General features: G+C 73.3%; 23 protein-coding genes. 7 read left to right on the top strand and 16 right to left on the bottom strand.

Going from position 1 to position 25,694, the window contains the following annotated elements; translation table 11 throughout:
• Positions 1-157: 157 nt before the first annotated feature.
• From ACZ6KO_RS33650 to ACZ6KO_RS33660, 3 genes are read left to right on the top strand one after another with little or no spacing between them, the layout of a single operon-like run.
• On the top strand, positions 158-1,315 hold the full coding sequence (locus ACZ6KO_RS33650; protein ID WP_469307776.1) for an ATP-binding protein: 1,158 nt from the start codon (positions 158-160) through the stop codon (positions 1,313-1,315).
• Positions 1,312-5,505: a DUF5682 family protein gene (locus tag ACZ6KO_RS33655; RefSeq protein ID WP_469307777.1), complete on the top strand. Its 4,194-nt coding sequence runs from the start codon at positions 1,312-1,314 to the stop codon at positions 5,503-5,505. Before ACZ6KO_RS33650 ends, ACZ6KO_RS33655 begins: the two co-directional genes overlap by 4 nt.
• Positions 5,502-7,394, top strand: coding sequence for a hypothetical protein (locus ACZ6KO_RS33660; RefSeq protein WP_469307778.1), 1,893 nt, complete (start codon positions 5,502-5,504; stop codon positions 7,392-7,394). The genes ACZ6KO_RS33655 and ACZ6KO_RS33660 overlap by 4 nt, the downstream gene beginning before the upstream one ends.
• 218 nt (positions 7,395-7,612) lie before the next feature.
• Here the strand turns inward: ACZ6KO_RS33660 and ACZ6KO_RS33665 are convergent, their stop codons facing one another.
• Positions 7,613-7,963 (bottom strand): winged helix-turn-helix transcriptional regulator, encoded by a 351-nt coding sequence (locus tag ACZ6KO_RS33665; protein WP_469307779.1) that lies wholly within the window; start codon positions 7,961-7,963, stop codon positions 7,613-7,615.
• A 51-nt stretch (positions 7,964-8,014) separates the two neighbouring features.
• Between ACZ6KO_RS33665 and ACZ6KO_RS33670 the strand changes: the two genes are divergently transcribed.
• A complete protein-coding gene (locus ACZ6KO_RS33670) occupies positions 8,015-8,902 on the top strand; it encodes an NAD(P)-dependent oxidoreductase (protein WP_469307780.1) in 888 nt (295 codons plus the stop codon).
• A gap of 201 nt (positions 8,903-9,103) precedes the next feature.
• On the opposite strand, the gene ACZ6KO_RS33675 is transcribed toward ACZ6KO_RS33670, so the two are convergent.
• The gene (locus ACZ6KO_RS33675) at positions 9,104-9,415 is read right to left on the bottom strand and encodes a helix-turn-helix transcriptional regulator (RefSeq protein WP_469307781.1); all 312 of its coding nucleotides are present in this window, start codon (positions 9,413-9,415) and stop codon (positions 9,104-9,106) included.
• Positions 9,416-9,540: 125 nt separating this feature from the next.
• On the opposite strand from ACZ6KO_RS33675, the gene ACZ6KO_RS33680 reads away from it, so the two are divergent.
• Positions 9,541-9,714 (top strand): alpha/beta fold hydrolase, encoded by a 174-nt coding sequence (locus ACZ6KO_RS33680; protein ID WP_469307782.1) that lies wholly within the window; start codon positions 9,541-9,543, stop codon positions 9,712-9,714.
• Positions 9,715-10,034: 320 nt separating this feature from the next.
• The gene (locus ACZ6KO_RS33685) at positions 10,035-10,406 is read left to right on the top strand and encodes a hypothetical protein (protein WP_469307783.1); all 372 of its coding nucleotides are present in this window, start codon (positions 10,035-10,037) and stop codon (positions 10,404-10,406) included.
• Between the two features lie 163 nt (positions 10,407-10,569).
• On the opposite strand, the gene ACZ6KO_RS33690 is transcribed toward ACZ6KO_RS33685, so the two are convergent.
• The 4 genes from ACZ6KO_RS33690 to ACZ6KO_RS33705 form a co-directional block, all read right to left on the bottom strand.
• On the bottom strand, positions 10,570-12,609 hold the full coding sequence (locus ACZ6KO_RS33690) for a HelD family protein (RefSeq protein WP_469307784.1): 2,040 nt from the start codon (positions 12,607-12,609) through the stop codon (positions 10,570-10,572).
• Positions 12,610-12,929: 320 nt separating this feature from the next.
• The gene (locus ACZ6KO_RS33695) at positions 12,930-13,088 is read right to left on the bottom strand and encodes a hypothetical protein (RefSeq protein ID WP_469307785.1); all 159 of its coding nucleotides are present in this window, start codon (positions 13,086-13,088) and stop codon (positions 12,930-12,932) included.
• Positions 13,089-13,332: 244 nt separating this feature from the next.
• Complete coding sequence (locus tag ACZ6KO_RS33700) at positions 13,333-13,722, bottom strand: hypothetical protein (protein ID WP_469307786.1); 390 nt, start codon at positions 13,720-13,722, stop codon at positions 13,333-13,335.
• 75 nt (positions 13,723-13,797) lie between these two features.
• Positions 13,798-14,574: an alpha/beta fold hydrolase gene (locus ACZ6KO_RS33705; protein ID WP_469307787.1), complete on the bottom strand. Its 777-nt coding sequence runs from the start codon at positions 14,572-14,574 to the stop codon at positions 13,798-13,800.
• 121 nt (positions 14,575-14,695) lie between these two features.
• Between ACZ6KO_RS33705 and ACZ6KO_RS33710 the strand changes: the two genes are divergently transcribed.
• On the top strand, positions 14,696-15,235 hold the full coding sequence (locus ACZ6KO_RS33710; RefSeq protein ID WP_469307822.1) for a PadR family transcriptional regulator: 540 nt from the start codon (positions 14,696-14,698) through the stop codon (positions 15,233-15,235).
• A gap of 208 nt (positions 15,236-15,443) precedes the next feature.
• Here ACZ6KO_RS33710 and ACZ6KO_RS33715 read toward each other — a convergent pair whose 3' ends face one another.
• From ACZ6KO_RS33715 to ACZ6KO_RS33760, 10 genes are all read right to left on the bottom strand, one after another.
• Positions 15,444-15,857, bottom strand: a complete 414-nt coding sequence (locus tag ACZ6KO_RS33715; protein ID WP_469307788.1) for a VOC family protein — start codon at positions 15,855-15,857, stop codon at positions 15,444-15,446.
• 138 nt (positions 15,858-15,995) lie between these two features.
• The gene (locus ACZ6KO_RS33720) at positions 15,996-16,670 is read right to left on the bottom strand and encodes a glyoxalase (protein WP_469307823.1); all 675 of its coding nucleotides are present in this window, start codon (positions 16,668-16,670) and stop codon (positions 15,996-15,998) included.
• The gene (locus tag ACZ6KO_RS33725; protein ID WP_469307789.1) at positions 16,670-17,200 is read right to left on the bottom strand and encodes a helix-turn-helix transcriptional regulator; all 531 of its coding nucleotides are present in this window, start codon (positions 17,198-17,200) and stop codon (positions 16,670-16,672) included. Before ACZ6KO_RS33725 ends, ACZ6KO_RS33720 begins: the two co-directional genes overlap by 1 nt.
• A 166-nt stretch (positions 17,201-17,366) precedes the next feature.
• Positions 17,367-17,777, bottom strand: a complete 411-nt coding sequence (locus ACZ6KO_RS33730) for a VOC family protein (RefSeq protein WP_469307790.1) — start codon at positions 17,775-17,777, stop codon at positions 17,367-17,369.
• A gap of 159 nt (positions 17,778-17,936) precedes the next feature.
• Positions 17,937-18,212, bottom strand: coding sequence for a LuxR C-terminal-related transcriptional regulator (locus ACZ6KO_RS33735; protein ID WP_469307791.1), 276 nt, complete (start codon positions 18,210-18,212; stop codon positions 17,937-17,939).
• A gap of 149 nt (positions 18,213-18,361) precedes the next feature.
• Positions 18,362-18,595, bottom strand: a complete 234-nt coding sequence (locus ACZ6KO_RS33740; protein WP_469307792.1) for a hypothetical protein — start codon at positions 18,593-18,595, stop codon at positions 18,362-18,364.
• 87 nt (positions 18,596-18,682) lie between these two features.
• Complete coding sequence (locus ACZ6KO_RS33745; protein ID WP_469307793.1) at positions 18,683-20,584, bottom strand: ABC transporter ATP-binding protein; 1,902 nt, start codon at positions 20,582-20,584, stop codon at positions 18,683-18,685.
• 58 nt (positions 20,585-20,642) lie between these two features.
• Entirely contained in the window at positions 20,643-23,870 is a 3,228-nt protein-coding gene (locus tag ACZ6KO_RS33750) for a lantibiotic dehydratase (RefSeq protein WP_469307794.1), read from the bottom strand.
• Between the two features lie 92 nt (positions 23,871-23,962).
• Positions 23,963-25,282: a lanthionine synthetase C family protein gene (locus ACZ6KO_RS33755; RefSeq protein ID WP_469307795.1), complete on the bottom strand. Its 1,320-nt coding sequence runs from the start codon at positions 25,280-25,282 to the stop codon at positions 23,963-23,965.
• A 91-nt stretch (positions 25,283-25,373) separates the two neighbouring features.
• Positions 25,374-25,553 carry a hypothetical protein gene (locus ACZ6KO_RS33760; RefSeq protein ID WP_469307796.1) on the bottom strand — a complete coding sequence of 60 codons (180 nt, stop codon included), beginning with the start codon at positions 25,551-25,553 and terminating at the stop codon, positions 25,374-25,376.
• Positions 25,554-25,694: the final 141 nt, after the last annotated feature.

Genomic DNA, 25,694 nt, shown 5'->3' on the forward strand with positions numbered 1-25,694 from the left:
GCCGGCCGGCGAGCCGGGGGCCGCCCGGCCCCCCCCCCCCGCCCCCGCCGCCCCCCCCCCCGCCGCGCCCCCCCGGGGGGGGGGCGGGCCCCCCCCCCCGCCCGGGGGGGCCCCCCCCGGCCCCCACCACCACTTCGTACCCGCGCAGAGGAACCCGATGACCGTCACCGCACCATCCGCCCCCGCCGCCCGGCAGGTGCTGCCCGCCGAGGAACGCCACGCCGCCGAGCTCGCCTTCCTCGCCGCCCACGACACCGGCCCCCGCCCGCCCGGCTGGGCGCTCACCCCGCGCGCCGTCGTCACCTTCGTCTGCGGCAGCGACGGCACCGAACTGGCCCTGCCCAAGCGCCGCACCGGCCTCCCCGCCAAGCTCGCCATCGCCCCCAAGTTCGTCGGCGAACGCGCCCTGGTGGAGCGGTGCGTCGTCACCCTCGCCGGGGAGCGCGGACTCCTCCTCACGGGCGAGCCCGGCACCGCCAAGTCGATGCTGTCCGAACTGCTGGCCGCCGCCGTCTGCGGCACCAGCGCCCTCACCGTCCAGGGCACCGCGGGCACCACCGAGGACGCCTTCCGCTACGGCTGGAACTACGCCCTCCTGCTCGCCCAGGGCCCCACCCCGCAGGCACTGGTCGACTCCCCGGTGCTCTCCGCCATGCGCACCGGGCGCGTGGTCCGGGTGGAGGAGATCACCCGCTGCCTGCCCGAGGTCCAGGACGCGCTCGTCTCGATCCTCTCCGACCGGCGCGTCAGCGTGCCCGAACTGACCGCCACCGAGGACGCGGTGGTCTGCGCGGCCCCCGGCTTCACCGTCATCGCCACCGCCAACCTGCGCGACCGCGGCGTCTCCGAGATGTCCGCCGCCCTCAAGCGGCGCTTCAACTTCGAGACCGTCGCCCCGATCGCCGACGCCGACGCGGAGGCCACGCTGATCCGCCGCCAGGCCGTCGCCGCCGTCCAGCGGGCCGGCGCCGCCTTCGCCGTGGACGACGCCGTGCTCGACGCGCTCGTCACCGTCTTCCGCGACCTGCGCTCGGGACGTTCCACCGAGGGCTGGGACGTGGAACGCCCCGGTACGGTCATGTCCACCGCCGAGGCAGTACAGGTGGCGGCCTCGCTGGGCGTCGCCGCCGCGTACCTGCCGGACGGGGACGTGCTGGACCTGCTGCCGGGGCACCTGCTGGGCGTCGTACGCAAGGACGACCCCGCCGACCACGCACGGCTGCTCGGCTACTGGGACGGCCCGGTCCGGCGCCGCGCCGAGGACGGCTCGGCGATGTGGCGCCGCCTCTGGGACCTGCGCGGGAGCCTGCGTTGACGCACACCGACCCGCGGGCCGCGGTCGACGCGCTCGCCGCGGCCCGCGAGCCCTACCTGATCGGGGTACGGCACCACAGCCCGGCGCTGGCCGCGGTGGTGCCGGACCTGCTGGACGCCTCCGGCGCGGACGTGGTCTGCGTCGAGCTCCCGGCGGACTTCCAGCCGTGGCTGGAACACCTGGCCGACCCGGAGACCGTGGCCCCCGTCGCCCTCGCGGGCACCGGCGAGGACGGCCGCCTGGCGTTCTACCCGTTCGCGGACTTCTCCCCGGAGCTGGCGGCCATCCGCTGGGCCCGCGGAACGGGCGCGACCGTCCTGGCCTGCGACCTCCCCCTGTCCGCCCCGGGCTGGACCCCCCGCCCCACCGTCCCGCACCCCTCCCCGCCCACGGACCCCCCGACGGCCCTCCCCGCCCCCTCACCCCGGCCGACGGACGCCCCCCTGAGCTCCGCCTCCGCCAGCGCCTCGGGCCCGCCCACGGAACCGGCGGTGACAACGGCTCCGGCCGCGCGAGCGGTTGTCGCCTCCGGTACGGGTCCGGCCGCGACCGGGGTCTCCGCCTCCGGCGGGGCTTCGGGCTCGGCGGCCACGGAATCGGCCGTGACAACGGCTTCGGCCGCGACCGCCGGGACCGACACCGCTCCCGGCGCGGGTGGCGACCCGCGGCGCGGCGGCGGCTTCGCCGACGCCCTCGCCGCCGCCGGCACCGGCCGTGACGGCGACGACCTCTGGGACCGCGCCGTCGAGGTCCTCGCACCGGGCTGCACCCCCGAAGCCGTCCGCCGCGCAGCGCTCGGCGTCGGCTGGGCGCTGCGCGAGGACGGCCCCGTCCCGGACCGGGACCTCGCCCGCGAGGCCCACATGCGTGCCGTGATCACCTCCGCCGCAGCCGACGGCCGCCGCGTGGCCGCCGTCATCGGCTCCTTCCACGCCCCGGCCCTCCTCGGCCCCGCCGAGGCCGGCACGGCCCAGGCCCCTGTCGGCCCCGGTGCGAGCGCCGCCGCGGACGCCGGTTCCGCGGCCGGGAGCGGAGCCTCCCACGGCATCACCGGGCCGCACGGCACCAGCCCCGCCGCGGATGCGAGCGCCGGAACCGGAACCGGCACCGCGTCCGTCGGCCCCGCGCCGAACGGCGGCTCCGGCTCGGCGCCCGGCGCAGGCCGTGGGCCTTCGGGGGCGGAGAGGGGTTCCGCCGGGGGAGCGGAGGCCGGTTCCGCGACCGGTACGGAAGGCGCTTCCGGCTCAGCGTCCGCGCCGGACGGCGGCAACGGCACGCGCCCTGCCCCCAGCACGGACCACGGGTCCACCGCCGGTGCGGACCAGCACCCCGTACCCGGCCGCGGTCCGGTGGGCACGACCTCCCGGCAGGGGAGCGGCACCGGCGGGGACCGGACCGTCACCTCCTTCGTGCCGTACTCCTTCGACCTCCTCGACTCCCGCTCCGGATACCCCGCCGGCATCCGCGACCCGCTCTGGCAGCAGGCCGTCCTCGAAGCCGGCGGTGACCCCGCCAGGGTCCGGGAGGCCGCCTCCGTCGCCGTCACCGGGCTCTGCCGGGAGCTGCGCCGGGCCGGACACACCGCCGGTACCGGCGAAGCCGCCGAGACCCTGCGGCTCGCCTGCGACCTCGCCGTCCTGCGCGGGCTCCCCGCGCCCGGCCGCGGCGAGCTCCTGGAGGCCGTCACCACCGTCCTCGGCCAGGGCGAACCCCTCGGCCGGGGCCGGGCACTGGCCCAGGCCCTCGAGGCGGTGCTCGTCGGCACCGCCCGCGGGCGGATCACCCCGCACGCCCCCCGCTCCGGCCTCGGCCCCTCCGTCGAGGCCGAACTCGCCGAGCTCCGCCTGCCGTGCCCCGAGGACCCCGCACCCCGCGAGGTCCGCCTCGACCCGCTCCGCTCCGCCCTCGACGGCCGCCGCGAGGTCCTCCTCCAGCGCCTCCTCGTGTGCGGGGCCTCCTACGGCGAGCCCCTCACCGTCGCCGCCACCGGCGACGGCACCGCCCTCGGCACCAAGTGGCGGCTGTCCTGGACGCCTTCCGTCCCGGCCCGGCTCGACCTCACCGGCGTACGCGGCGTCACCGCCGCCCAGGCGGCCGCCGGCACGCTCGCCGAGACCGCCCGCCGGGCCGCCGCCGACGGCGGCCCCACCCCGGCCCAGATCCTCACCGGCCTGGCCGCCGCCGCCCGCTGCGACCTGCCCGACCTGGTCGACGTACGTCTCCACGAAGCGGCCACCGCCCTGCCGCAGACGGCGACCCTGCCCGAACTCCTCGACGCCCTCGACCTCCTGGAGGCACTCCACCGAGGCCACCTTCCCGGCACCACCGCCGCGTCCCGCGCCGCCTGCACCGCGCTCACCGGCGACCTCCTCGAAGCCGCCGTACGCTCCCTGCCCGGTCTCGCCGGCAGCGAGGACCCGGCGGACGCCGCCGCCCTCGTCGCCCTCGCCGACCGGGCCGCCGCCCACCACCTGGGCCTGCGCACGGACGACGCCCTCGCCGCCCTGGCGGCCTCCGCGTCCCCGCTGATGCAGGGCGCGGCGCTGGCCGTACGGGTCCTCGTCGACCTCGACCCGGCCGAGGCGCTCGGCGACCGCGCCGCCGGATGGATCGACGGCGCCGGCACCGCCGACAGCCGTCGCGCCCTGACCCGTCGTCTCGCCGGACTCCTCACCGCCGCGGGCCCGCTGCTGCAATCCTCCCCGGCCGCCCTCACCCCGCTCCTCGACCGCGTCGACCACCTCGCCGACCAGGACTTCCTCGACCGTCTCCCCGCCCTGCGCGGCGGCTTCGACGCCCTCGCGCCGGCCGCCCGCGACCGGCTCCTGGACACGGTCACCGAACGCCTCGGCGACCGCATCGACCTCGAGCTCGACGCACCGCCCGGCCTGCTCGCCCTCTGGGCCGCCGCCGACGCCGCCGGTCTCGCCGCGCTCAAGGCCCTCCCGCTGCCCCACCCGCAGCAACCGACCGCGGACGCGACCCCGGCCCCGGACGCGGCCCCGGCCCCGATCCCGGACACCCCCGACGCACCACCCGCCCGCACCCCCCGGCCGGAGGCGCACCGGCTCGCGCCCGCCGACCGCTGGCGGCTGCTGCTCGGCCGCGAACGCGACCGGCTCCCCGCCGGCGCCCGCCGCTACGCCCACGCCCTCGACGAGCTGTACGGCACCGGGCACGGTGAAGGCGCCGGAGACCTCGGCACCGGTCAGGGACCGGGCAGCAGCGGCGGCCAGGAGGCCTCCTTCCCCACCGCCCGCGCGTGGTCGCAGGAGCTCGAGGCGCTGTTCGGCGCCGATGTACGCGAGGAGGTCCTGGCCGGCGCCGCCGAAGCCGGCCGTACCGACGTGCTCGCCCAGCTCGACCCGGCGGCCGTACGGCCCTCCGTGGAGCTGCTGAACTCCGTACTGTCCCTCGCCGGCGGACTGCCCGAGGCTCAACTCGCCCGGCTGCGCCCGCTGGTGAAGCGGCTCGTCGACGAACTCTCCAAGGAGCTCGCCACCCGGCTGCGTCCGGCCCTGTCCGGCCTCACCACCCCGCGCCCCACCCGCCGTCCGGGCGGTGCGCTCGACCTCGCCCGTACCCTGCGCGCCAACCTCGCGCAGGCCCGCCGCCGGGCCGACGGCACGGTGGTCGTCGTACCGGAGCGGCCCGTCTTCAGCACCCGGGCCGCCCGCGAGGCCGACTGGCGGCTCGTCCTGGTCGTCGACGTGTCCGGCTCCATGGAGGCCTCCGTCATCTGGTCGGCCCTGACCGCGGCCGTCCTGGGCGGCGTCCCCACCCTCTCCACCCACTTCCTCGCCTTCTCCACCCAGGTCGTGGACCTCACCGACCGGGTCGACGACCCGCTCTCGCTGCTGCTGGAGGTGCGCGTCGGCGGCGGCACGCACATCGCCGCCGGCCTCGCCCACGCCCGCTCCCTGATCACCGTCCCGAGCCGCACCCTCGTCGTCGTGGTCAGCGACTTCGAGGAAGGCGGTCCGATCGGCGGACTGCTCGGGGAGGTCCGCGCACTGGCCGCCTCCGGCGCCCACCTGATGGGCTGCGCCGCCCTCGACGACACGGGAAACCCCCGGTACTCGGTCCCGGTCGCACGGCAACTCGTCGCGGCCGGCATGCCCGTGGCCGCCCTCAGCCCTCTCGCCCTCGCCCGCTGGGTCGGCGACCGCCTCCGTGGAGAGTCCCGTTGAACACCGAACTGCCGTCCGTCGCACCCGAGGTGCTCGCCGAAGCGGTCGAGAGCCTCACCGCACGGCTGCGCAGGAAACTGGACGACGCCACCGCCGGCTGCGCGGACACCGGCACCCGCGAGTCCGACGGGAGCGTCACCTTCCGATTCGGTGAGGATGCCGTCGTCACCCTGCGACCCGGGCCGGCGGGGACGGTCACCGAGGCCGGACAGGCCACCTGCACCTGCCTGCTGGCGCCTCGGTGCCTGCACCGGGCCGCCGCCCTGGGCGCCGCCCCGCTCGCCGACGCGGCACCACCGGAGGCCGAGCTGGCCGCGGCGGGCCCCGCGGGAACGGAGCGGGAGACGGCAGCCGAGCCCGCCGGATCACCCGGATCGGCCGAAACCGCGACCGCCGATCCGGCCGATCCAGCCGATCGGGCCGTTCCGGCAGGTCCCGCCGAGCCCGCCCCGGCCCTCACCGCGGCCCAGCTCGGCGCCGCGGCCGCCCTCTGGCACGCGGCGGCCGAGGCCCTCTCGGCCGGCGTCACCGCCGGCGGGGCCGTCGTCCAGGCCGAGTTGCTGCGCGCCGCGCACACCGCCCGCCTCGCCGGCCTGCCCCGCGCGGAAGCGGCCGCCCTCCGGGTCGTACGAGGCCTGCGCGCGGCCCGCGACCGCCGTACCGCACACCGCCTTGCCGACCTCACCGGATCCTTCCGTGAACTCCTGTACACCACCGGGGTACTGGCCGCCGGCACGGCCGACCCGGCACTGACCGGTACCTCCCGGCGGGCCTACACAGCGGGCGGCAGCCTCCAGGTGTACGGCCTGTGCCGGGAACCGGTGCTCTCGGCCACCGGCTACGGCGGGGTCGTCACCCACCTGCTGGCCCCGGACGGCTCCCGCTACTCCATCTCCGACGTCCGCCCGGGCGGCCTGGCCCGCGCCCGCGGGGCCGGGCGCGCCTCCGTAGCCCTCGGCGGCGCCACTCTCGACCACGCCGGTCTCGCCCGGGGCGGCCTGCGCATCGTCGGCGCGACGGTCTCCGCGGAGGGCCGGCTCGGCGCCGGACGTGGGGTGAAGGCGACCCCGCTGCCCGGCGCCCCCTGGACGGACGGGCCCGGGGCCGCGCTGTTCGCCCGCCCCGCGGCCGAGGCCGTCGCCGCGCTGCTGGCCTCCCCGGCCGGGGCGGCCGATGCCGAAACCGCCCTGATCGGATGCGACGTGACGGTCGTGGGAGCGGCCGGTGACCACCTCCTGGTCCGCGAGGCACGGCCGGACGCCCCTCTGCTGCGGCTGCTGCCCGCGCACCCGCACCCGGAGCTGCCGCACACCGAGAACCTGCGGCGCATCGCCGCGTACCCCGGACTGCGCATGCGCGTCCTGGGCCGACCCGATCTCGACCGCGCCGCCACCCTGCGCCCGGTGGCGGTCGGCCCGGTGCCCGCCGAGCGGTACACGCTGCGGCTTCCCCAGGACTGGCAGGGCCGGGCCGACCTCGGCTACGACCGCCTCCAGGGCGAACACTTCCCCCCACCGGACGCCGCCCCCGACACGCCGGCCCCCGCACCGGCGGCCGCCGCACCGGACCCGCTGGCCGACTCACCCCTGTGGCGGGTACGCCGCCTCCTGGAGACCGGTGTCGCCGGCGGCCGCCGCGCGGTCGCCGAGGCCGCCCGCGGTACGGCGCCCCTGGCCGCGTACGCCCCGCTGCGCCGGGCCGGTCTGACCGTCGCGGCGGACCTGGCCACCGCCCTGACCGCCGAGGCCGACCGGCGCCCGCGTGACGCCTTCGGCAGGCTCGCCGACCCCTCGCCCGACGGCTACGCCTGGGCCTGGCTGGCCGCGGCTACCCATCTGGCGGCGGCGGAACGTTCCCTGGTCGCCGCGTCGTGGACCGCGTATCCGTGAACAACTCGGTCAGCCGGTCGCGCCATCCGGGCGGCGACCGGGGGCCGGCCAACACGGTGCTGGACAAGAACGGTTGGCACCGCAGGGCCACGACCCTGTCTACCCACCTTTTTGTGGGTACTTGGCAGTCGGCAGACGCCGGGAGAGGCTTGGCGTGTCGGCCGGAGCGGCCGCAGGAACCAGACCGGAGAGGAGGTGCGGCGTGCACCGGGCCCACATCAGGACGCCGCACGCTCCTCGCCCAGCCGCTCGATGCGGCGGTGGCCCCAGTCCGACAGGGGGGCCAGCAACTGCGAGAGTTCCCGGCCGAACGGGGTCAGGGAGTACACCGTCTTCAGGGGACGTTCGTCGTATACCTCCCGGTGTACCAGACCATCGGTCTCCATCTCGCGAAGCTGCTGGGTCAGCACTTTCTCGCTGAGGCCCTCGAAGCGCCGGCGTAACTCGCCCGGACGCTGAGGGCCGGACTCGAGCACCCACAGCAAGGCTGTTTTCCATTTCCCGTCGATCACGGCGATCGCGGCGGTCACCCCGCAGACGTCCGGGTCCTCAGCACGGCTGCGCGTCATCGTCGCCCCCTCTTCTCATCCTTTTCGTCTTCTTCCCACCAGGAGCTGAGCATGTCCGCACAGACCGAAGCCCCCGCCGTCACCGTACTCGGGCTCGGGCCGATGGGCCGCGCCCTGGCCGGCGCGTTCCTGAACGCCGGCTTGCGCACGACCGTCTGGAACCGGACGCCCGGGCGCGCCGCCGCCCTGGTGGCCCAGGGTGCCGTCAGTGCCGCCGAGGCGCAGGAGGCTGTCGCCGCGAGCCCCCTGACCGTGGTCTGTGTGGTGGACTACGACGCCGCGGACTCCGTGCTGCGGCGCGAGGCCGTCACCGCCGCGCTGCACGGCCGCACGGTGGTCAATCTGAGCGCCGACACTCCCGACCGGGCCCGGGACGCCGCGGCGTGGGCGGCCACGCACGGCGTCCGGTACCTCGACGGCGCCATCATGACGCCGACCACGACCATCGGCACACCGCAGGCGGCCATCCTCACCAGTGGTCCGGCCGACCTCCACCAGGAGCACCGTCCGGTACTGGAGGCACTGGGCGGGTCCCTGACCCACCTCGGTGAGGAGATCGGTCTGGCCGCGGCCCACGACATCGCCCTGCTCGACATCTTCTGGACCGCGATGACGGGCTACGCACACGCCCTGGCCGTCGCGCGGGCGGAGGGCATCAGCGCCCGCCGCCTGGCGCCCTTCGCGCAGGGCATCGGCGCCATCCTCCCGCCGATCTTCGAGGAGATGGCGGGCCAGCTGGACGACGGCGACTTCAGTGGCGAGGAGAGCCCGCTCACCTCTGCCGCGTCCTCGATGGCGCACATCGCCCACACCTCCGAGGCGCACGGCATCGAAGCGGGGACGATGCGCGCGGCGGAGGCACTGGTCCGGCGTGCCATCGACGAGGGGCACGGCAGCGACGGGTTCACCCGGATCACCGAACTCCTCGGCCGCCGCTGAGGAGAGGAGACAAGCCCCTGACGAGAGTTGGCCCGCAACCAGGCGGGCGGTGACCTCGATCCGAGCTCCGCGTGAAGCGGTGGGCGAGGGGGACCTATGCCTCTCGTACGGCATTCAGGCAGCGCGTGCCTTGGCTGCGCAGAGCGTCGGCGAGTTCGGGCGGGGCGTGGCTGAGGGTGAAGTCGGCGTCGATCGAGGTGATCATCCACGCGAGGTCGCGCGGGGGGTGAACCGTGGGCCGTTCGGAGTGCGTGGCGTGAGCCGGTCGACGCGGAACGTGCGCCAGTCGGTGCGGTCGGTGTCCCAGGCGACCAGGTACCAGTGGCGCCCGAAGCTGACCCGGCTGTGCGGCTCGACCGTGCGGACGCTGTGGCCGCGGCGGGGGCTGTTGGAGTCGAAGCGCAGCCGCTCACGTCGGCGGCGTGCCTCGGCAATGGCCATGAGGCTGTCCGCGGAGACCTTGGGGGCCGGGACGGCGCCGGCGCGGACGGTAGCGGTGTACAGGGCGTTCACCCGGTGCCGTAGCCGGGACGGAGGCCGCGGCCGACGACTGGAGCACCGACTCAGGCGCCGACACCCCACAAGACGCCGGCTGGGGCAGCGGCCAGGACACCTGGTCAGCCGACCGGCGCGGGACGGTGCCCACCGCCGTACTGGTGTCCGCCCACGACGTGACCATCCGCCGCTGGGCCGAACGCGACCACACCATCGTACGGTGGACCGAACTCGACCACGGCGGTCACTTCCTCGCGATGGAAGCCCCGGACCTGCTCGTCAGCGACATCCGCGAGTTCTTCGGCACAGCACGCTGAACGCCCGGTGCGTGCCCGGCCCGGCCAGGGCGAGACGGGTCCCACGCCGCAGCGGCCGGGCCGGGGTGGTGGGCTGACAACCGTCGAAGGGGTGCCAGTCCCCGGGGCCGTCGAACCGCCAGGCACGCTCGTCGTGGTCAACGACCTCGTCGCCCGCCGGGTCCGGTGTGCCGGGCGTTGCCGGCGGCGGCCCACCGGCTGCGCCAGGGAACAACTGGCTCGGCACGGATCCACAAGAGAATGCACCGTTCCGGTCCGAGGATGAGAGCCCTGCGCCGGGTGGACACACCACCCGGTCCCGGGTGGGAAGAGGGTCGACCATGTTCCGCAGAAGGCCGACGGCACGGAAGACGGAGATGCCCGCACAGCGGCGACTGGCGCTGGCGGCAGCTGCCATCACGGCAGCGAGTGTCGGACTGGTGGGTATGCCGGCCACCGCTTCGGCGGCTCCGGCACCCCTCTACAACTGCACCTATAAGCACGTCACTGGCAGCCTCGGACACAAGGGCGCAGCGGTGACCTGCAAGGGTGGGGCGAACGAGTACTTCTTCGGCTCCATCGACTGCCAGAGGTTCGTCGACCCCAAGACCGTCTATCACCACGAAGGCCCCATCGTTCACGCTGGGGGGACGTCGACGGTGTGGTGTGACTACAACGCCAAGGTGATAGCCGTCTTCTACACACCTGTCTGAGTCGGTCTGCGCAGTGGCCCGGCCCGTTGTGGACATCCGCTGGTCCTCCGCTTCGCGGGCTGTCGCAGCATGTCGGTGAACCGCGACAGACCATGTGACTGCCGGGCCGGGACTGCCTCGTCACCTCGGGTGCGCCCGCGGCGGTGACGCGGGCGCCGGGGCGTCAGGCGGGCTGGGCGGTGATCGTGCAGAGGCGCTTGGTGGCCCGGGTCAGGGCCACGTACAAGTCCCTGTCCCCGCCGGGGCGGGCCGTGGTGATCTCCTCGGGGTTCAGGACGACGACCCCGTCGAATTCCAGGCCGCGTGCTTCGGACGCCGGCACGACGCGTGCGTGGTGAGCGATGTCCTGGGCCGCCAGCTCGTTCACCAGCTCGTTCACCCTGGTGTCCGCGCAGATCACTCCCAGCAGCTCGCCCGGGCGCGCGGTGCTCTGGGCGCGGAGTTCCGCGACGACGGCGGTGACCAACCCTTCCCGAGGTGCGGTCACGGTGCGAGGGCTTTCCCCGCTGCGCAGTGACCGGGTGGGCTTCTGGTCCGGAGCGATCCGGGTGAGCAGGTCCCGGACGCTCTCCAGGATCTCCTGCGTGGTGCGGTAGCTGACGGTCAGGTCGTGCAGTGCGAACCGCGGTCCGACGTGGGGGGTCAGCGCTTCCTTCCAGTCGCGTGCGCTCGCGACCGGGCCTGCCTGGGCGAAGTCACCCACCAGCGTCATCGCCCTCGCCGGGCAGCGGCGGACGAGCATCCGCCACTGCATGGCGGTCAGTTCCTGCGCCTCGTCGACGACGACGTGCCCGTACGTCCGCTCGGGCGGGCCGTGGACCAGGCTCGCCGCCTCGTCCAGCAACGGCACATCGGCATCGGTCCAGGGGTCGTCCGGACCGCGCAGCAGAAGGGACCGCTCCTGCGCGGTCAGGCGGGGCAGGCGCTCGGCGAGGGCGTCGGCGTTCGTCAGGAGCGCCTTCACGAGGTCACCGGGTGCCAGCCGCGGCCACAACACCTCGACCGCACGGTCGACGCCGGCGTCGTCGAGAAGGTCGGCTCCGATGGCGTCCAGGTCCAGCTCGTGGACCGGACCCGAGTCGCCCGCCCCTTCCGCACGGCGCTGCGCGGCTCCCGTGAACCGGTCGAGGTCGATGCCCGTCATCGCTTCGGAATCGGCGTCGATCTGCTCCAGGAGGTCGCCCATGTCCCGCCGCATCGCGTCGGTGACGGCGTCGACCAAGAGCTCTTTGAACACCTGGCGCGCGGGGTTGTGCCCCGGTGCGGCTGCCACGGCGGCGTCGCGTGCCGTGGCGACTTCCTCGCCGGACAGGTGAACCAGTTCCTGTCCGACCCGCACGGTGAAGTCACCGGCGGGGGCCTGGTGGACGCGCAGCAGGCCGGCCAAGGCGTCGGCGAGGTCGGAGCTGCCCTTGAGACGCGCCGTGTCGTACGGGTCCACCGTCTCCGTGGACACTCCGGCCAGTTCCCGGCAGGTCGCCAGAACGACGTCGTTCTCGCCGAGCGAGGGAAGGACCTGGGAGATGTAGTCGAGGAACCGGGCGTTCGGGCCCACCACCAGGACGCCCTCCTGCGCGGCGCGCGGGAACGCGTACAGCACGTAGGCCGCCCGGTGCAGGGCGACCACCGTCTTGCCGGTGCCGGGCCCGCCCTGGACCACGGTCACCCCGCGGTGGGCGGAGCGGACGATCTCGTCCTGCTCGGCCTGCAGCGTCGCGACGGCCGCGTGCATCCTGCCCGTACGCCGTGCCGACAGAGCCTCCGTCAACGGGCCGTCCCCCACGACGTCCTCGTCGGTCGGGGCGGTCCCGTCGAGCAGTTCGTCGCTCACCGAGACGACCGTGCGCTCCTCGAGGCGCAGGTGCCGGCGCCGCCGCAGGTCCATGGGGTGGGCCGGGGTCGCCTCGTAGAAGGGCCGCGCCGCGTTCGCGCGCCAGTCCACGAGCAGAGGCAGGTCATCCTCCTCGGTGTGCAGCCCGATCCGCCCGATGTGCAGGGCCGTGCCGTCCGTCCCGTCGATGCGCCCGAAGACCAGCCCCTTTTCGGCGCCCTCCAGCCGGCCGATTTCCTTGGCCACACGCTCGGCGGCGTTTTCTCTCTCGTATGCCTCACCGGCGCTTTCCGCCGGGGCCTTCAGTACACGCGCTCGGTGGGCTCGCGCCTCGGAAATCCGCTCGGTGAGCAACTCGTATAAGGAGGACACATAATCCCGCTCCGATTCAACCGCACGCACAGCGGGATCATTTCTCGTCGACAACAGGGGGCTCCTTCGATTCGAGCCACACCGTACGGTCAAAATTCCCCAAAGGTAAGTCTTGACTTATTTGTTGGAGCCATGTCTCTGCGACTGAATCGCGACGGCTGACCCTAGGGCATGCATTCCGCCGATCCGCAAATCCATCATTGCGCTCCCGATGCCCACCTGCACCGTGCGCCTGTCCGCGGAGCCACCGGCGTCCATGACAGCCAGGAGACCACCGCGCAGGCGGGACGTACATGATCACGGCTTGGAGACAATCAAGCTCAGCTGCGGGCCGTGATGACGGATCCGTAGGAGCCCCTGACCTTGACATCCACGCCGCGCTCGGCGGGGAAGGTGAACTTGGCGACCTGGTACGTCTGCCCGCTCGCGTTCTTCGCCCTGATCACGACCCGCTGGTCATCGTTCTCCTCAATCAGCAACAAAATGTTGTGTGTTGGAATCGTAAGCAGACCTCCTTCCGTCAACGACCGACTCCGCCTTACCAAATCCTTACGCAACTCCGTTGCCTCGCGCCGGCAATCGGCCACTCCATGGGCGGATCCGGCCGGCGGCGCCCGGCACGGGCCCGGCCGGCCCGGTACCGCGACCCCGGCTGCAAGGCGTCGGCGGCGGGGACCCCGGAGCCGATGGGTCCCCGCGGCCATCAGCGGTGGCGCGCGGTGCTCACGCCGGGTCCGCCGCGCCCCGCCTGTCCTCGACGTGGACGACGTGCAGCTCGGTGCCGTCCCGGTGGCGCTTGGAACGTCCGGACAGCCCGACAGCGATGTTCGACTGATCGTGGGGCTCATCGGGGCCGACATAGGTGAGGACGTCGTTGTGGTGTCCGGTGACGACCCATCCCTCGGCGTCCTCGAGGTCGATCACCCCGAAGTCTCCTGCCGACGATCCTGCACGGGTCGGGCCGAACTCCTTCAGGATCCCGGTGGCCTGTTCCGCCAGATCTCCATCCGGAGCGGTCAGCACGACACACGTGCCGTGCTCGAACAGCACCCAGGACTTGCGGGGGTCGGCGAGAAGCCGCTGCCAGACGTCTGTCAGTTCTTCGGTGTTCATGGCCGTCATCATGTCGCAGAGCACTGACATGGCCGCCTGCCATGGCAGGCGGCCCCGAGGTCGTCTGCCGCTGTGTCAGGACTCTCGCAGGGCGCGTGCGGTCGCCTGGGCGAAGGCCTCGGGATTGTCCAGCATGATGTTGTGCCCGCAGTCCGGGATCGACACCACCTGGACTCCCGACGCGACGAGTTCCCGCGCGCCGGGAAGCGGTCCGTCGGCCTCGGGCAGCAGGCAGGTGCGCGGGATCGGCAGGGTCGTCAGCATCTCGCGTATGCCCGGTGTGGTGCCGAGGGCCCGGTGCACCGCGCTGCGGTGGAGTGCCTCGCGCCCGGCCAGCCGCATGGTGGACCACCAGTGCGGTCCGACGTTCTCGCGGACGTCGCGCCACCCGCCGGCGAGGAACTCCTCCTCGGTGTACGCGGCGATGCCGCTCGCCCCGGGCCGGCCGTGCCCCACGGGAACCGGGTCGAGGGTGGCGTCGACCAGGACGAGCCGGCCGGCCAGGTGCGGGTGGCGGGCGGCCAGCGCGATGGCCACCGCGCCGCCCATGCTGTGCCCGATGACGTCCGCCGCCCGGACCCCGGCCGCCTCCAGGGCCGTCGCCACGGCGTCGGCGTGGTCCTCCAGGGTGTAGGCGAAGTCGGTGGGGCGGTCGCTGATGCCGAAGCCCAGCAGGTCGACCAGGAGCGAGCGGTGGCCGGCCAGGGCGGGGTGCGCGGCGGAGGCCGCGAAGTACGGTGCGGCGCTGGCACCGAGCCCGTGCAGGTAGACACGGGTGGCACGCCGGGGGTCTCCGGGCATCTCCACCCAGCGGATTCGCGCCCCTTGGGCGGTCACCTGAGCGTCGCGCATGACGTCTCCTCCTCGATCACTCGTTCCGTCTGCCCGGTCGCCGACGGCCCGGCCACTCGAAAGCATCGTCGAGTCTATACATCGGTGCCGATATATAGAGGTGGTGAGGCATGATGGCGTGGTGTTGGAACTGGCGATCCTGGGATTCCTGTACGAGCAGCCGCTGCACGGCTACGAGCTGAAGAAGCGCGTCGCGCACCTGACCGGCCACGTCCGGCCGATCGCCGACGGCACGCTCTATCCGGCCATCAAGCGACTGGAGAGGGCCGGGCTGCTGAGCCGTCAGACCGAGCCCGGCACCCGGGCGGCACCCCGGCAGGTCCTCACCCTGACCGGCGAGGGACGGGAAGAGCTGCGCCGCCGCCTGCGCGAAGCCGACGGCGTCGAGATCAGCGACGAGAACCACTGGTTCACCGTCCTGGCCTTCCTGCGCCACCTCGAGGACCCCGACCGGCAGGTCGCGGTCCTCCGCCGCCGCCTGGCCTTCCTCCAGGAGCCGAGCAGCTTCTTCTACGAGGGCGAGCGCCCGCTGCGCGCGACGGAGTTCGACGACCCCTTCCGCCGAGGCCTGCTGACCATCGCCCGCGCCACCAGCCGCGCCGAGCTGCACTGGCTGGACACCACCCTGAAGGCACTCACCCCCGAGGCCGACACGAACTGACGCTCCAGTCCGACGGCGCGGCGCGCGCCCGACCGGACCAACGGCGACTGCAACTGCCGCCGGGGCCCTTCCTTCCGTGGGGGGGGCAGCCCCGCAGGGTGGCGATGGCCTGCTCGATCCGGCCTGCCCAGTGCTCCGACCGTCGCCCCCATGACCCGCACCGGGACCATCGCCGTGTCCCGGAGGGCCGTGAGGCAGGAGATGGCGGCTATTCGGCGTAGGGCTGATCGGTTCCCTGGGCGCTGTAGCCGACACTCCAGATGTAGCCGTCGGGGTCGGCGAAGGTGCCGCCGTAGCCGCCCCACGGCAGAGCACCGGCGGGCTTGTGGATCGTGGCACCCGCCTTCCGGGCGTCCGCCATGATCTCCTCGACCCGTGCCTCACTGCGGACGACGTAGGTCAGAACCAGCCCGCTGAAGCCGCTGCCTTCCGGGTCCGTGCCCACTTGGTCGGCCAGACCCTCACGACCGTAGAAGCCGACCGGCGAGGCGCCGTCCGAGTCGAAGAACACCGAGATGCCGTAGTCGTTCTTGATCTTCCAGCCGAGCCCCTCGGTGTAGAACCGCTTGGCCCGGTCCATGTCCCGGACACCGAGGAGGATGGAGCTGACGTGCGCCTTCATGGCTTACTCCTTGCGTTGTAGACGTAGAGGTAGAGGTAGAGGTAGAGCTAGGGGTGCCGGACATCCTGGCCAGGGCCGGGCTGTCTCACCGGCGTGTGATCGCCGGCCAATCGGCAATCGGTGGGACGGGGCCGGAAGTCAGGACGGCGTGGGGGCGAGCGGCGCGGCAGCCTCCCAGGCGAACCCGTCCGGGTCGGCGAAGGCGTCGAACGCGTCGGTGGCGCCGCCGAGGACGATGCGGTGCGAGCCGGTGCCGTCGACGGGGACCCCGAGGTCCTTGGCAAGGGCGCGGCGCTTGTACAGCGCCAGGGTGACGGTGCCGGACCGACCGGGGGCGAACTCGGCGTACTTGCCGCCGAAGCTCTTGGCCACGGTCAGCCCCCGGCCGGCGTAGAACTGCTTGGTGGCCTTCACGTCCTCGACGCCGAGCAGCAGGACGACCTCGTCGATCTCGCGCGTGGCGGGGCCGGTGTCCTTCCTCGCCGAGGTCGCGATCTTCCAGATCGTCCCGTCCGGGGCCTGGACGACGCCGCTGTAGCCCCACAGCGACTTGGCGGCGGGCTTCAGGACCGTGGCGCCGGCGTCCACGGCGGCGCCGACGAAGCCGTCGACGGTGGCCGGCCCGGACACCGTGAGCGCCAGCGTGAAGCCGCGGAATCCGGTGGAGTGCGCCTCGGACGCCCGCAGGCGTACGTACGTGTCGACGCCGAAGGCGCTGTAGAAGTGGCGGGCGGCCTCGGGGTCGGCCACCTCGAGGGTGACGGACGCGAGGGACGTGACAGCTGCGGTGGAAGTGGTGGTTGCCATGACCATCACGCTAGGGGCTGCGTGGCGGCCGGGGCTTCTCGATTCCTGACCGGTCTTGAGACCTGCTTCGCCACGCACGCCGGCATCCCCTCCACCGTGATCGCCGATCCCGCGTCGCCCGCCGCACCGGCGGTATCGGCAGGACCGGCCGCCCCATCCGCCGCATCCGCCGCCTGGCGCCGGAAGGCCCCGGGCGGCATGCCGACCAGCTCGGTGAAGCGGGTGGTGAACGTTCCCAGCGACGCGCAGCCGACCGCGAAGCAGACCTCGGTGACGCTGAGGTCGCCCCGCCGCAGCAGCGCCGTCGCCCGCTCGATGCGACGCGTCATCAGATACGCGTACGGCGACTCACCGTAGGCGGCCCGGAACTGCCGGCTCAGGTGCCCGGCGGACATGTTCACATCACGGGCGAGCGCCTCCACATTCAGAGGCTGCGCGTATTCCCTGTCGATCCGGTCGCGGACGCGGCGCAGCCGCGCGAGATCGGCCAGGCGCTGCGCCTGGACGCGCGCACGCCGCCACTCGGGCTTGGTCATGAGAACTCTCCCCTTCGTTCTTCCTCTTCCCTTTCCACCGAGGTCTTCGCGCGTCCGGGGTGCCTGCTGAGGCAGGCACCCCGGACGTTCGGTGGTGTGGACCGGCCACCGGACGCGACCCGCCGGTCCAGCACCTGCCGGACAGGCGCGCCGCCGCGTCCCTCGCTCAGCTCAGCTGCTGGATGCGGATCAGGTTGCCCGCGGGGTCGCGGAACGCACAGTCGCGGACGCCGTACGGCTGCTCGGTCGGCTCCTGGACGACCTCGGTGTCACCGGCCTGCACCTTCTCGAACGTGGCGTCGAGGTCCGGGGTGGCCAGCAGGATCCATCCGTAGGTGCCCTTGGCCATCATCTCGGTGATCGTGCGGCGCTCGTCCTCGGTGATGCCGGGATCGGCGGCGGGCGGCGCCAGGAGGATCGACGTGCCCGGCTGACCGGCCGGGCCGACGGTGATCCAGCGCATCCGGCCCTGCCCGACATCGCTGCGGACCTCGAAGCCGAGGACGTCGCGGTAGAAGGCGAGCGACGCGTCCGGGTCGTCGTGCGGAAGGGAAGTCGTGTGAATGGTGATGTCCATGGCAAGCAGGCTAGGGGCGCTCCGCGAACCGCGCTTCTCGATTCCTGATCGATCTGCCCACGCCCCGCACGTACGCCGGGCGCCGCCCGCAGCGACGCACCGGCTGCCGCGCCGCGGCCCCGGACGCGGGGGCACCGGTCCGGGGCTGCGGGGCGGGCCTCAGCCGGCTTCCGCCAAGGTCGTCCGCTGGGTCTGGATGTAGGCCGCGGCGGCCAGGCAGGCCTTGAGGCGGGAGCACAGGCCCAGCTTGGTCAGGATGCTGACGATGTGGGCCCGTACCGTGCGCTCGGAGATGAAGAGTCCGCCGGCGATCTCGCCGTTGGTGGGGCCGTCGGCGAGCAGGAGGAAGACCTCCCGTTCGCGGGCGGTCAGGCGCCCGACCTTGGCGAGGGCGGCCATCCAGCTGGGTGTGTGGTCGATGTCGGTGGTGTGCATGTTTCCCCCTGTCGTTCCGCCGGGACGGGACGTTGTCCGCCCGCCCCGGCGGAATGCTGAGCCAATGGCTCGATTCGGTGCTGTATGCCGGGTGCCGGACGCCGCGCGAGCCTGGTCAGTGGCTCGCAGGGGCCGGCACCTGGGGTCTGTCAGGAACCGTCCTCGCGGGAGCGCGACTTCGCGATCCAGTACGTGCCCTGGACGATCAGGGCGATGCCGGCCAGCTGCGGGCCGTGTTTGAGGAGCGTGTTGTCGCCCGCGACGGGCAGCAGGCCCAAGGTGGCCACGGCCGCCAGGGCGATTCCGGCGACGACGGCCGCGATGCCCGCCGCGAGGTAGAACGTGGGTGACCGGACCGACCGGTCAGGATCATGTGAACTCATGATCATATTCCTACCTGCACAACTGGTATATACCATTTCTTTTCGGCCATTATTGCCATCAACTGCCTTGGGTGCGGGCCCCCTTCGTCACGGCGTCCCGTCCGGCACCTCGTCCGGGTCGAGGTATCCGGACGCCTGCAGGGTGAAGAGCCGCGCGTACGTGCCGTCGGCCTCCATCAGCTCGCGGTGGCTGCCGTGCTCGATGAGCCGTCCTCCTTCCAGGACGAGGATCTCGTCGGCCATGCGCACCGTCGAGAAGCGGTGGGCGATGAGGAGGGCGGTGGCCCCGGAGGCGATCTCGCTGAGCCTGCCGAACACCTCGGCCTCGGCCTCCGCGTCGATCGAAGCCGTCGGTTCGTCCAGTACCACCAGCGGGGCCTTGCGCATGAACGCGCGGGCCAGCGCGACCTTCTGCCACTGCCCGATCGACAGCTGGTGCCCGCCCTCGAACGTGCGGCCCAGCGGGGTGTCGTACCCCTGCGGCAGCGTGTCGAGGAAGGGCGCGGCCCCGCTGTCCTCGGCGGCGCGGCGGATGCGCTCCCCGTCCCCGAGCCGCGAGATCTTGCCGAAACCGATGTTCTCGGCGGCCGGCAGCTCGTACTGCATGAAGTCCTGGAAGATCACACCGATGTTGTCGCGCAGGTCGTCCAGGTCGTACGCGCTCAGCGGCACCCCGTCGATGAGGATCTCCCCGGACGTCGGCTCGTACAGCCGGGCCAGGAGCTTGACCAGCGTGGTCTTGCCGGCGCCGTTGTGGCCGACCACGGCCGCGCAGCGGCCGGCCGGGATGAAGCACGAGAGCCGGTCGAGGACGACCTTCTCGGTGCCGGGGTACACGAAGGTGACCTCCCGGAACTCGATCCCCTCGCGGATCGGGGCGGGGAACGGCCGGGTGCCGCCCTTGATCCGGGACTCCGGCAGGTCCAGGTACTCGAAGATGTTCCCGACGAACAGGATGTTGCGGTACAGCTCGCCGATGCCGAACAGGACGCTGTGCGCGGAGGACTGCACGATGTTGATCGCCTGGGCGTACGCCGCCAGCCGGCCCACGGTGGCCGCCGAGGTGGTGCTCAGCAGCGCGAACAGCAGGGCTCCGGAGGACACGAGCACGCTCAGCAGACCCAGCGGGAACGCGGCGAAGGCCTGCTTCCTGGCCAGGGTGCGGTCGGTGTCGTAGAACTCGCGGGTGAGGGCCTGGTACCGGCTGACGAACTCCCCGCCCAGGTTGAACAGCCGGACCTCCTTGAACGCGCGGTCCGTGGTGGTCAGCTGCCGCAGGTACTGCATCATCCTGCGCTTGGCGGTCCGGTCCCGCTCCACCTGGTACCCGCGCCGGCCGTAGATCACCGAGGCGAGGATGGAGGGAACCGGGGAGAGCAGGATCAGCAGCCCGACCCAGACGTTCCAGGAGAACAGCAGACCCGCGACCGAGACGAGCTGCACGATGTTCTGGCCGACGTCCAGGAGTCCCTGGAAGATCTGGTACGGGCGGGTCGAGCCCTCCTGATTGGCGCGCTGGAGCACGTCGTAGTTGTCGGCGTTCTCGTAGTGCTCCAGATCGAGCCGGGTGGCCTTCTGCATGATGCGTTCATTGATCTTGTACATGAACTGCAGCTGCAGGATCATCCGGGCGTACTGCTCCCAGGTGCCCAGGAAGTGCATCAGCGCGGCCAGTACGGCGAGCACCGTGCCGACGAGGATCACGTAATCGGTGGCGGGGCCGTCCCAGTCGGCGCCGATCGCGTCCACGACCGCCTGTACCGACTCCTGCGTCAGCTTGATCTGGAGGGCGGGCAGCAGGCCCGTGACCAGGGTCAGCCCCAGGATGGCGCTGACGCTCTTCGGGCTGAGTTCCCAGAAGAGCCCGACGACCCGGCCCGCGTAGCGCAGCCGCAGCCACCTGCTCCCGCCGGCTCCCACCGGGCCGCCCTCGCCCGCCGCGCCCGCCTCGCCCGCCGCGCCCGCGACGGCACCTTCACGTCCACTCACGTTCCACACCTCACCCGGCCGGCGGCCGGCCTCTCGTACCCCACTGCCCGCCGCGCCGTCACGGACGCGGCCTGGCCCGTATCGCGTCCAGCGCCAACTGCCACAGGCCGTAGGCGTGCTCTTCCTTCTCCCGGTCCACGCCCAGGAACCGGTTGCTCTGCATGTGGGCCAGGCTCGCCAGCACCCCGCTCTCCACGTCCCGCGCCGCCGCGCCGTGCCGCTCGCGCAGCGCCGCGCGGGCGGCCGCCGCGGCCTGCGCCTGACGGGTGAACAGCGGGGCGAGCAGCGCGTGGTGGCCCACGGCGACGGGATCGGGGTGCCGCTCCCACGGGACGAGCAGGTTCGTCAGGCCGCGGCGAGCGGCCCGGAACTCCTTGCGCACCGGGTCGGTTACCGGGGCCAGGGCGGGCGCGTGCGCCGGCGGCCCGCCCAGCCAGCCCTCGTACAGCGCGTGGTGGGCGAAGACCATCGCGTGCTCCGGCGAGATCCCCGCGTCGATCCCCGCGTCACCGGCGGTCAGGCCCAGCAGGCGCACCACGGCGTCGCTGTTGGCGGAGAAGACCTCCTCCACGTGCTCGATGACGCCGAGCCCGCCGTACCGCTCGATCTCCCGCTCGTAGACGTCGGCCTGGATGCCGTCGACCGCGCCGGACTCCAGCAGGGAGTTGCCCCAGCGGACCGCCTCCACCAGCAGGGCCTCACGGGCCTCGGGCCCGCTCGCGTGCAGTCGCACCCGCAGGTGCGGGTCGGGGTCGACGTACCGGATGAAGAACCACCGGTCCAGTACGCCGGCCGCGCGGGCGTGCTCGACGAAGGCGGCCAGCGGGCCGGTGAGCAGGTCGTCCTGGGCGTCGTGCGGCAGGTAGAGCTTGAGGTACGTCCAGTCGGTCGCCGGGCCGAACCGGCGGCGCGGGCTGCGCAGCGGCTCGGCGTCCCCGTCGCGCCCGGCGCTGCGGAGGGTGACCTCCGCGGCGCGGGCCCGCACGGCGTCGCCCCCGCCGGACGCGGCCGTCAGCAGCGGGACGACGAGCTCGCTGACGTAGCCGCGGCCGGCGGCGTCGGTGAGCCACAGGCCGTCGGCCGACGGCAGCATCTCGTGCAGTTCGAGGTAGCGCGGCGAGCCGTCGCGGACCGCGGTCAGCGCCTCGCGGCGCAGTTGCGCCCGGCCGAGGGGGCTGTCGAGGTCGAGCAGGAGCCGGTTGTCCATCTGGACGACGTACACGTGGCGGTCGATGCCCCAGCGCTCGCGGGCGGCCGCCAGCGCCTCGTCGAACGCCGCCTGCCCGGCGGCGCCGTCGGCTCCGACCAGGGTGTCCGGCGGTACGTTCCACTGGGCCGGACGCAGCACGGCCCGCCCGTGGCGCACGCGGGGGAGGAAGGGGAGGGTGTCCAGGTCGTCCCAGCCGAAGCCGTTGGGAAGGGCGTACCCGTCGTGCGAGGCCTCCAGCAGGAACCGGCCCACGTTCGGCACGGTGGTCCCGACCAGCATGTGGGTCTGGTTGACGACCACTTCCTTGCCCAGGCGCAGCGAGCGCACGTAGAAGCGCTGCGCGGTCGCGCCGACGACGAGGTCGTCCAGGCGCAACTGCCGCTCCCGCTCCAGGGTGGGGAAGGTGCTCAGGGGGATCTCGTACGGGCGCACCCCCGGGTGCACGGCCACGTTCGACCCGAGCGCGAAGGTGGGCTGGTAGCTGAGCTCCGCGTGGAGGGTGTCCGGACGCCGCTCCTCCTCGGCCCGCAGGTAGTCGCGCAGCCGCTCCCGGCCCTGCTCACCCAGTACTTCCGCGAAGCGTCCCATCGACCGCCCGCCGAAGATCATGCAGTCGGCGGTGGTGACGAGCTGCCAGTCGCCGGCGTCCAGGGCTTCCCGGGAGGGAGCCTGGACCTGGCAGAACAGGTCCACGCCGGGCAGGGGAGGGGCGTCGCCGGCCGGGTCCCAGACCGCCAGCCGGTCCACGTCGGCGTCGGTGAGCGTCAGCGTCCGCCGCCCCGCGCTCAGGCAGTCGGCGAGCAGCCGGCCCAGGTAGCGCTTCTGTGCGTCGGGGGCGGGCGGGGGCGGGGAGGCGTGCCGGCCGAAGGCGGGGGCGGGCTGCGTGTAGCCGGCCGGGGCGCCCAGACCGGTCCGCGGGTCGAGGAGCGCCAGCACCGGGACCTCGGTCTCGGTGCCGTACTTCTCGACGAACCGGCCGTGGTAGTCGACGACGTGCTGCTGCCGCGCGGGATAGCAGCCCAGGCGCATCAGCGTCTCGGCCGCGGCGGCCGCCGCCGTCCCGACCTCGTGGTGGAGCGAGGGCCGGGTGACGGCCAGCCGGGTGTCGACGTGCAGGGTGGGGGTCCGGTCGGAGGGCCGGTGGATCGCGTGCTGGAGCGAGGCGGCCTCGGCGAGGAGCGCGTCCTTCTCCCCGGGGGCGGTCGCGTCCGCCTTGTCGAGGATCCGGCGCAGCTCCGTCCAGCGCTCCGCGGCCGTATGGTCCGCGCGCTCCGCCGCGAGCCGGGCCATGTGCTCCTCGGGCCGGAAGTCGGTACGGGCGGGACGCAAGCCGGTCAGGAGGAAGCGCTGGCGGTGCAGGGAGAGCAGGTACCCGCGGGCTGCCTCGCGGCGGTCCTCGCCGGCTTCCGCGGCCAGCCGGTCCAGCAGGTCCGGGAAGGGCACCGGGTCCGCGCACAGTTCACGGATGCGGCGCAGCATCGGCGTCGCGGTGATGGTGATGGCCCGGTTGTCGCTGTCCCCGTACACGTCCGCGTACGGCAGGACGAAGCGGGGGCCGGCGTCGAGGATGAGGGGGTTCCACAGCAGCCGCGAGGACGCCACGACCTCCTGGTCGGCTTCCAGCGTACTGACGTGCTCCAGCAGCCAGCGCATGTCGGAGCGGGTCTGCGTCACCGAGGCGGCCGGGTCGGCCACCGTGCGGGTGGCGTCCGTCAGCGGCAGGACGGCGACGCCCGCGAAGGCGCCGAAGGGGGTGGGGCGGCTGCTCATCCGGGTGAGGTAGCGGGCCAGGCTGGAGACGAGCCGCTCGCCGCGCTTGCCGCTCGGGAGCCGGTCCGCGTCCGCGGCGTTCCCCTCGCCCTGACGGTGCTTGTCGAGGGCGTCCGCGAGGTCGGGGCTCGCGATGCGGACGGCCTCGCCGACGGCGGGGCGCCGGGCGGCGTCCAGGACCCGCTCGGCCTGCTCCTCGGCGGTGGTCAGGGCGCCGGGGTCCCGGTTGAGTTCCGTGAAGGTGTCGATGCCCAGCATCGGGGCCCGCAGCATCACGAAGCCCACGGGTTCGTACAGACCGCTCACTGTGCCGTGTTCGCCTTTCTCCACGCGTCCTGTCCCGACGCGTTCCGTAGCCACGCGTTCTGTCCCCGCGCGTTCCGTCGCCACGCGTTCCGTCACCATCCGAGCATCAGGCTGCTCGACCACAGGGGCTGCTCCCCGCCGGCCACCGCCAGCAGGACGGCTCCGACGCCGGCCGCGCCGGTGAGGAAACCGGGGTCGTCCACGCGGTTGCCGGGGGACTCCTCGTCCCGTACGACGAGCCGGTGCCCGCCGTCGCAGGCGTCGAGCACGTGCCGCGTCAGCTCGCCGGTGGCCCGGACGGCCCGCGGGTCGCCGGTGCGGCCGGCGAAGTAGTGGGCGACGCCGAGCAGTCCGGCGTTTCCGTGGCAGAGGGTGGGGGACTCCACGTGCGCCCCGTCGCCGCACCGCCGCATGGCGGAGTCGAAGGCGTCCAGGGCCTGGGCGCGCATGCCGCTGTCGTCGAGTACTCCGGCGGCCTGGTACAGGGAGACGGCCACGCCGGGCGTGCCGTAGCACCAGGCGGTACGGGTCCGCTCCGGATGCCCGGTGTCCGGCAGGCCCTCGGGGGTCAGGGGGACGCCCGCCGGCCAGTCGATGCCGTGGGCGTCGGTCATGGACCACCGGAGCAGGTCGTCGGTCAGGCGCCGGACGGTGTCGAGGACCCCGGCCTCGGCGGTCCCGGCGCGGTGGGCCGCGACCAGGGCGGAGACGACGCCCGGGATCCCGTGCGACAGGCCGGTGTTGTAGTACCCGTGGGGGTACTGGGCCCGGTACTCCTCCAAGGGGTACAGCTCGGGCGTCACGAAGCAGTGGGAGTGGCCGTTGGAGGCCGGGCGGGCGGCGTGCACGAGGAAGCGGACCAGCTGGTCGCGGGCCTCGGTGACGGCGGGCCCGGCCGGGCCCGGGAGCGAGCACAGGGCGGCGAGGACGCCCGCGGCGCCGGCGATCACGTCGTAGTCGTTGGCGGCGAAGCCGTTGTCACGCTCGGGCCAGGACTGTTCCAGGACCTGGGCGGCGACCTGCTCGCGCAGGGTGGCGGCGCTGCCCCCGTAGCGGGTATCGCTGGCGTTGAATTCCTCCACCGCAAGCAGCAGTCCAGAACTCCCCAACAGGGGGGAGGCCAGGGTGAGCGGGTGGGTATGGGTGGTCGCGACTGCCTGCCGTAATTCTTCCTGAGCCGCCGCGAACCATTCCTGCTGCTGATTCCCGGCAGAATTCCGGGACAATGCAAGATAAAGGAGAGCGGTTCCGGTGCGACCCTTTGCAAGGGAAGCGCCGCCCCATTCGAATGGATTTTTCGCCGTGCGTTCTGATTCCGCGACGGCCTCTTCCACGAGGTCGTCCTGGCGGAGCCGGGAAGCGATGAGCATGGCGGCGGAAAGAGGGGTGTCGACCCCTTGTCGAGCTGGCATCGTGAACCGTTTCCGAGCGTCTTGGGCTGAACGTCCGCACCCGGGAGCGCCGGCCCGGCCCGAGCCGGACCGGCGCTCCCCTACGGGTTCGTCAGCAGCCGAGCGGGCACTGCGTGGCGCAGCTGAGCATGGTGCAGGTCTGCTTCACGCTGGGGCACTTGCTGGTGCAGCCGAGGCAGGTCTTGGTCGGCCACGGCTCGGCGGTGGCCTCACCCTGGGACGTGACCTTGACATCCAGAACGAACGGGTCGGCAACAGAAACGGCAGACATAGCTGCTCCTTTCACGCTTCTCAAGCGTTGGATTCAGGGGGTGGATACGGTGCGATGCGCACCTGCGGCCACGGGTGACACGGACGGCCGGAAGCATGTATTCCGACGGACCGCGCGATACCGAACCGACCTTCCCCGGTG

This window comes from Streptomyces sp. NPDC042102 (assembly GCF_055582305.1).

Coding starts and splice junctions, on each gene's coding strand:
- ACZ6KO_RS33650 (WP_469307776.1), top strand. CDS start 158: ATGACCGTCACCGCACCATCCGCCCCCGCCGCCCGGCAGGTGCTGCCC.
- ACZ6KO_RS33665 (WP_469307779.1), bottom strand. CDS start 7,963: ATGACGCGCAGCCGTGCTGAGGACCCGGACGTCTGCGGGGTGACCGCC.
- ACZ6KO_RS33670 (WP_469307780.1), top strand. CDS start 8,015: ATGTCCGCACAGACCGAAGCCCCCGCCGTCACCGTACTCGGGCTCGGG.
- ACZ6KO_RS33685 (WP_469307783.1), top strand. CDS start 10,035: ATGTTCCGCAGAAGGCCGACGGCACGGAAGACGGAGATGCCCGCACAG.
- ACZ6KO_RS33700 (WP_469307786.1), bottom strand. CDS start 13,722: ATGAACACCGAAGAACTGACAGACGTCTGGCAGCGGCTTCTCGCCGAC.
- ACZ6KO_RS33705 (WP_469307787.1), bottom strand. CDS start 14,574: ATGCGCGACGCTCAGGTGACCGCCCAAGGGGCGCGAATCCGCTGGGTG.
- ACZ6KO_RS33715 (WP_469307788.1), bottom strand. CDS start 15,857: ATGAAGGCGCACGTCAGCTCCATCCTCCTCGGTGTCCGGGACATGGAC.
- ACZ6KO_RS33720 (WP_469307823.1), bottom strand. CDS start 16,670: ATGGTCATGGCAACCACCACTTCCACCGCAGCTGTCACGTCCCTCGCG.
- ACZ6KO_RS33725 (WP_469307789.1), bottom strand. CDS start 17,200: ATGACCAAGCCCGAGTGGCGGCGTGCGCGCGTCCAGGCGCAGCGCCTG.
- ACZ6KO_RS33730 (WP_469307790.1), bottom strand. CDS start 17,777: ATGGACATCACCATTCACACGACTTCCCTTCCGCACGACGACCCGGAC.
- ACZ6KO_RS33735 (WP_469307791.1), bottom strand. CDS start 18,212: ATGCACACCACCGACATCGACCACACACCCAGCTGGATGGCCGCCCTC.
- ACZ6KO_RS33740 (WP_469307792.1), bottom strand. CDS start 18,595: ATGAGTTCACATGATCCTGACCGGTCGGTCCGGTCACCCACGTTCTAC.
- ACZ6KO_RS33755 (WP_469307795.1), bottom strand. CDS start 25,282: ATGCCAGCTCGACAAGGGGTCGACACCCCTCTTTCCGCCGCCATGCTC.
- ACZ6KO_RS33760 (WP_469307796.1), bottom strand. CDS start 25,553: ATGTCTGCCGTTTCTGTTGCCGACCCGTTCGTTCTGGATGTCAAGGTC.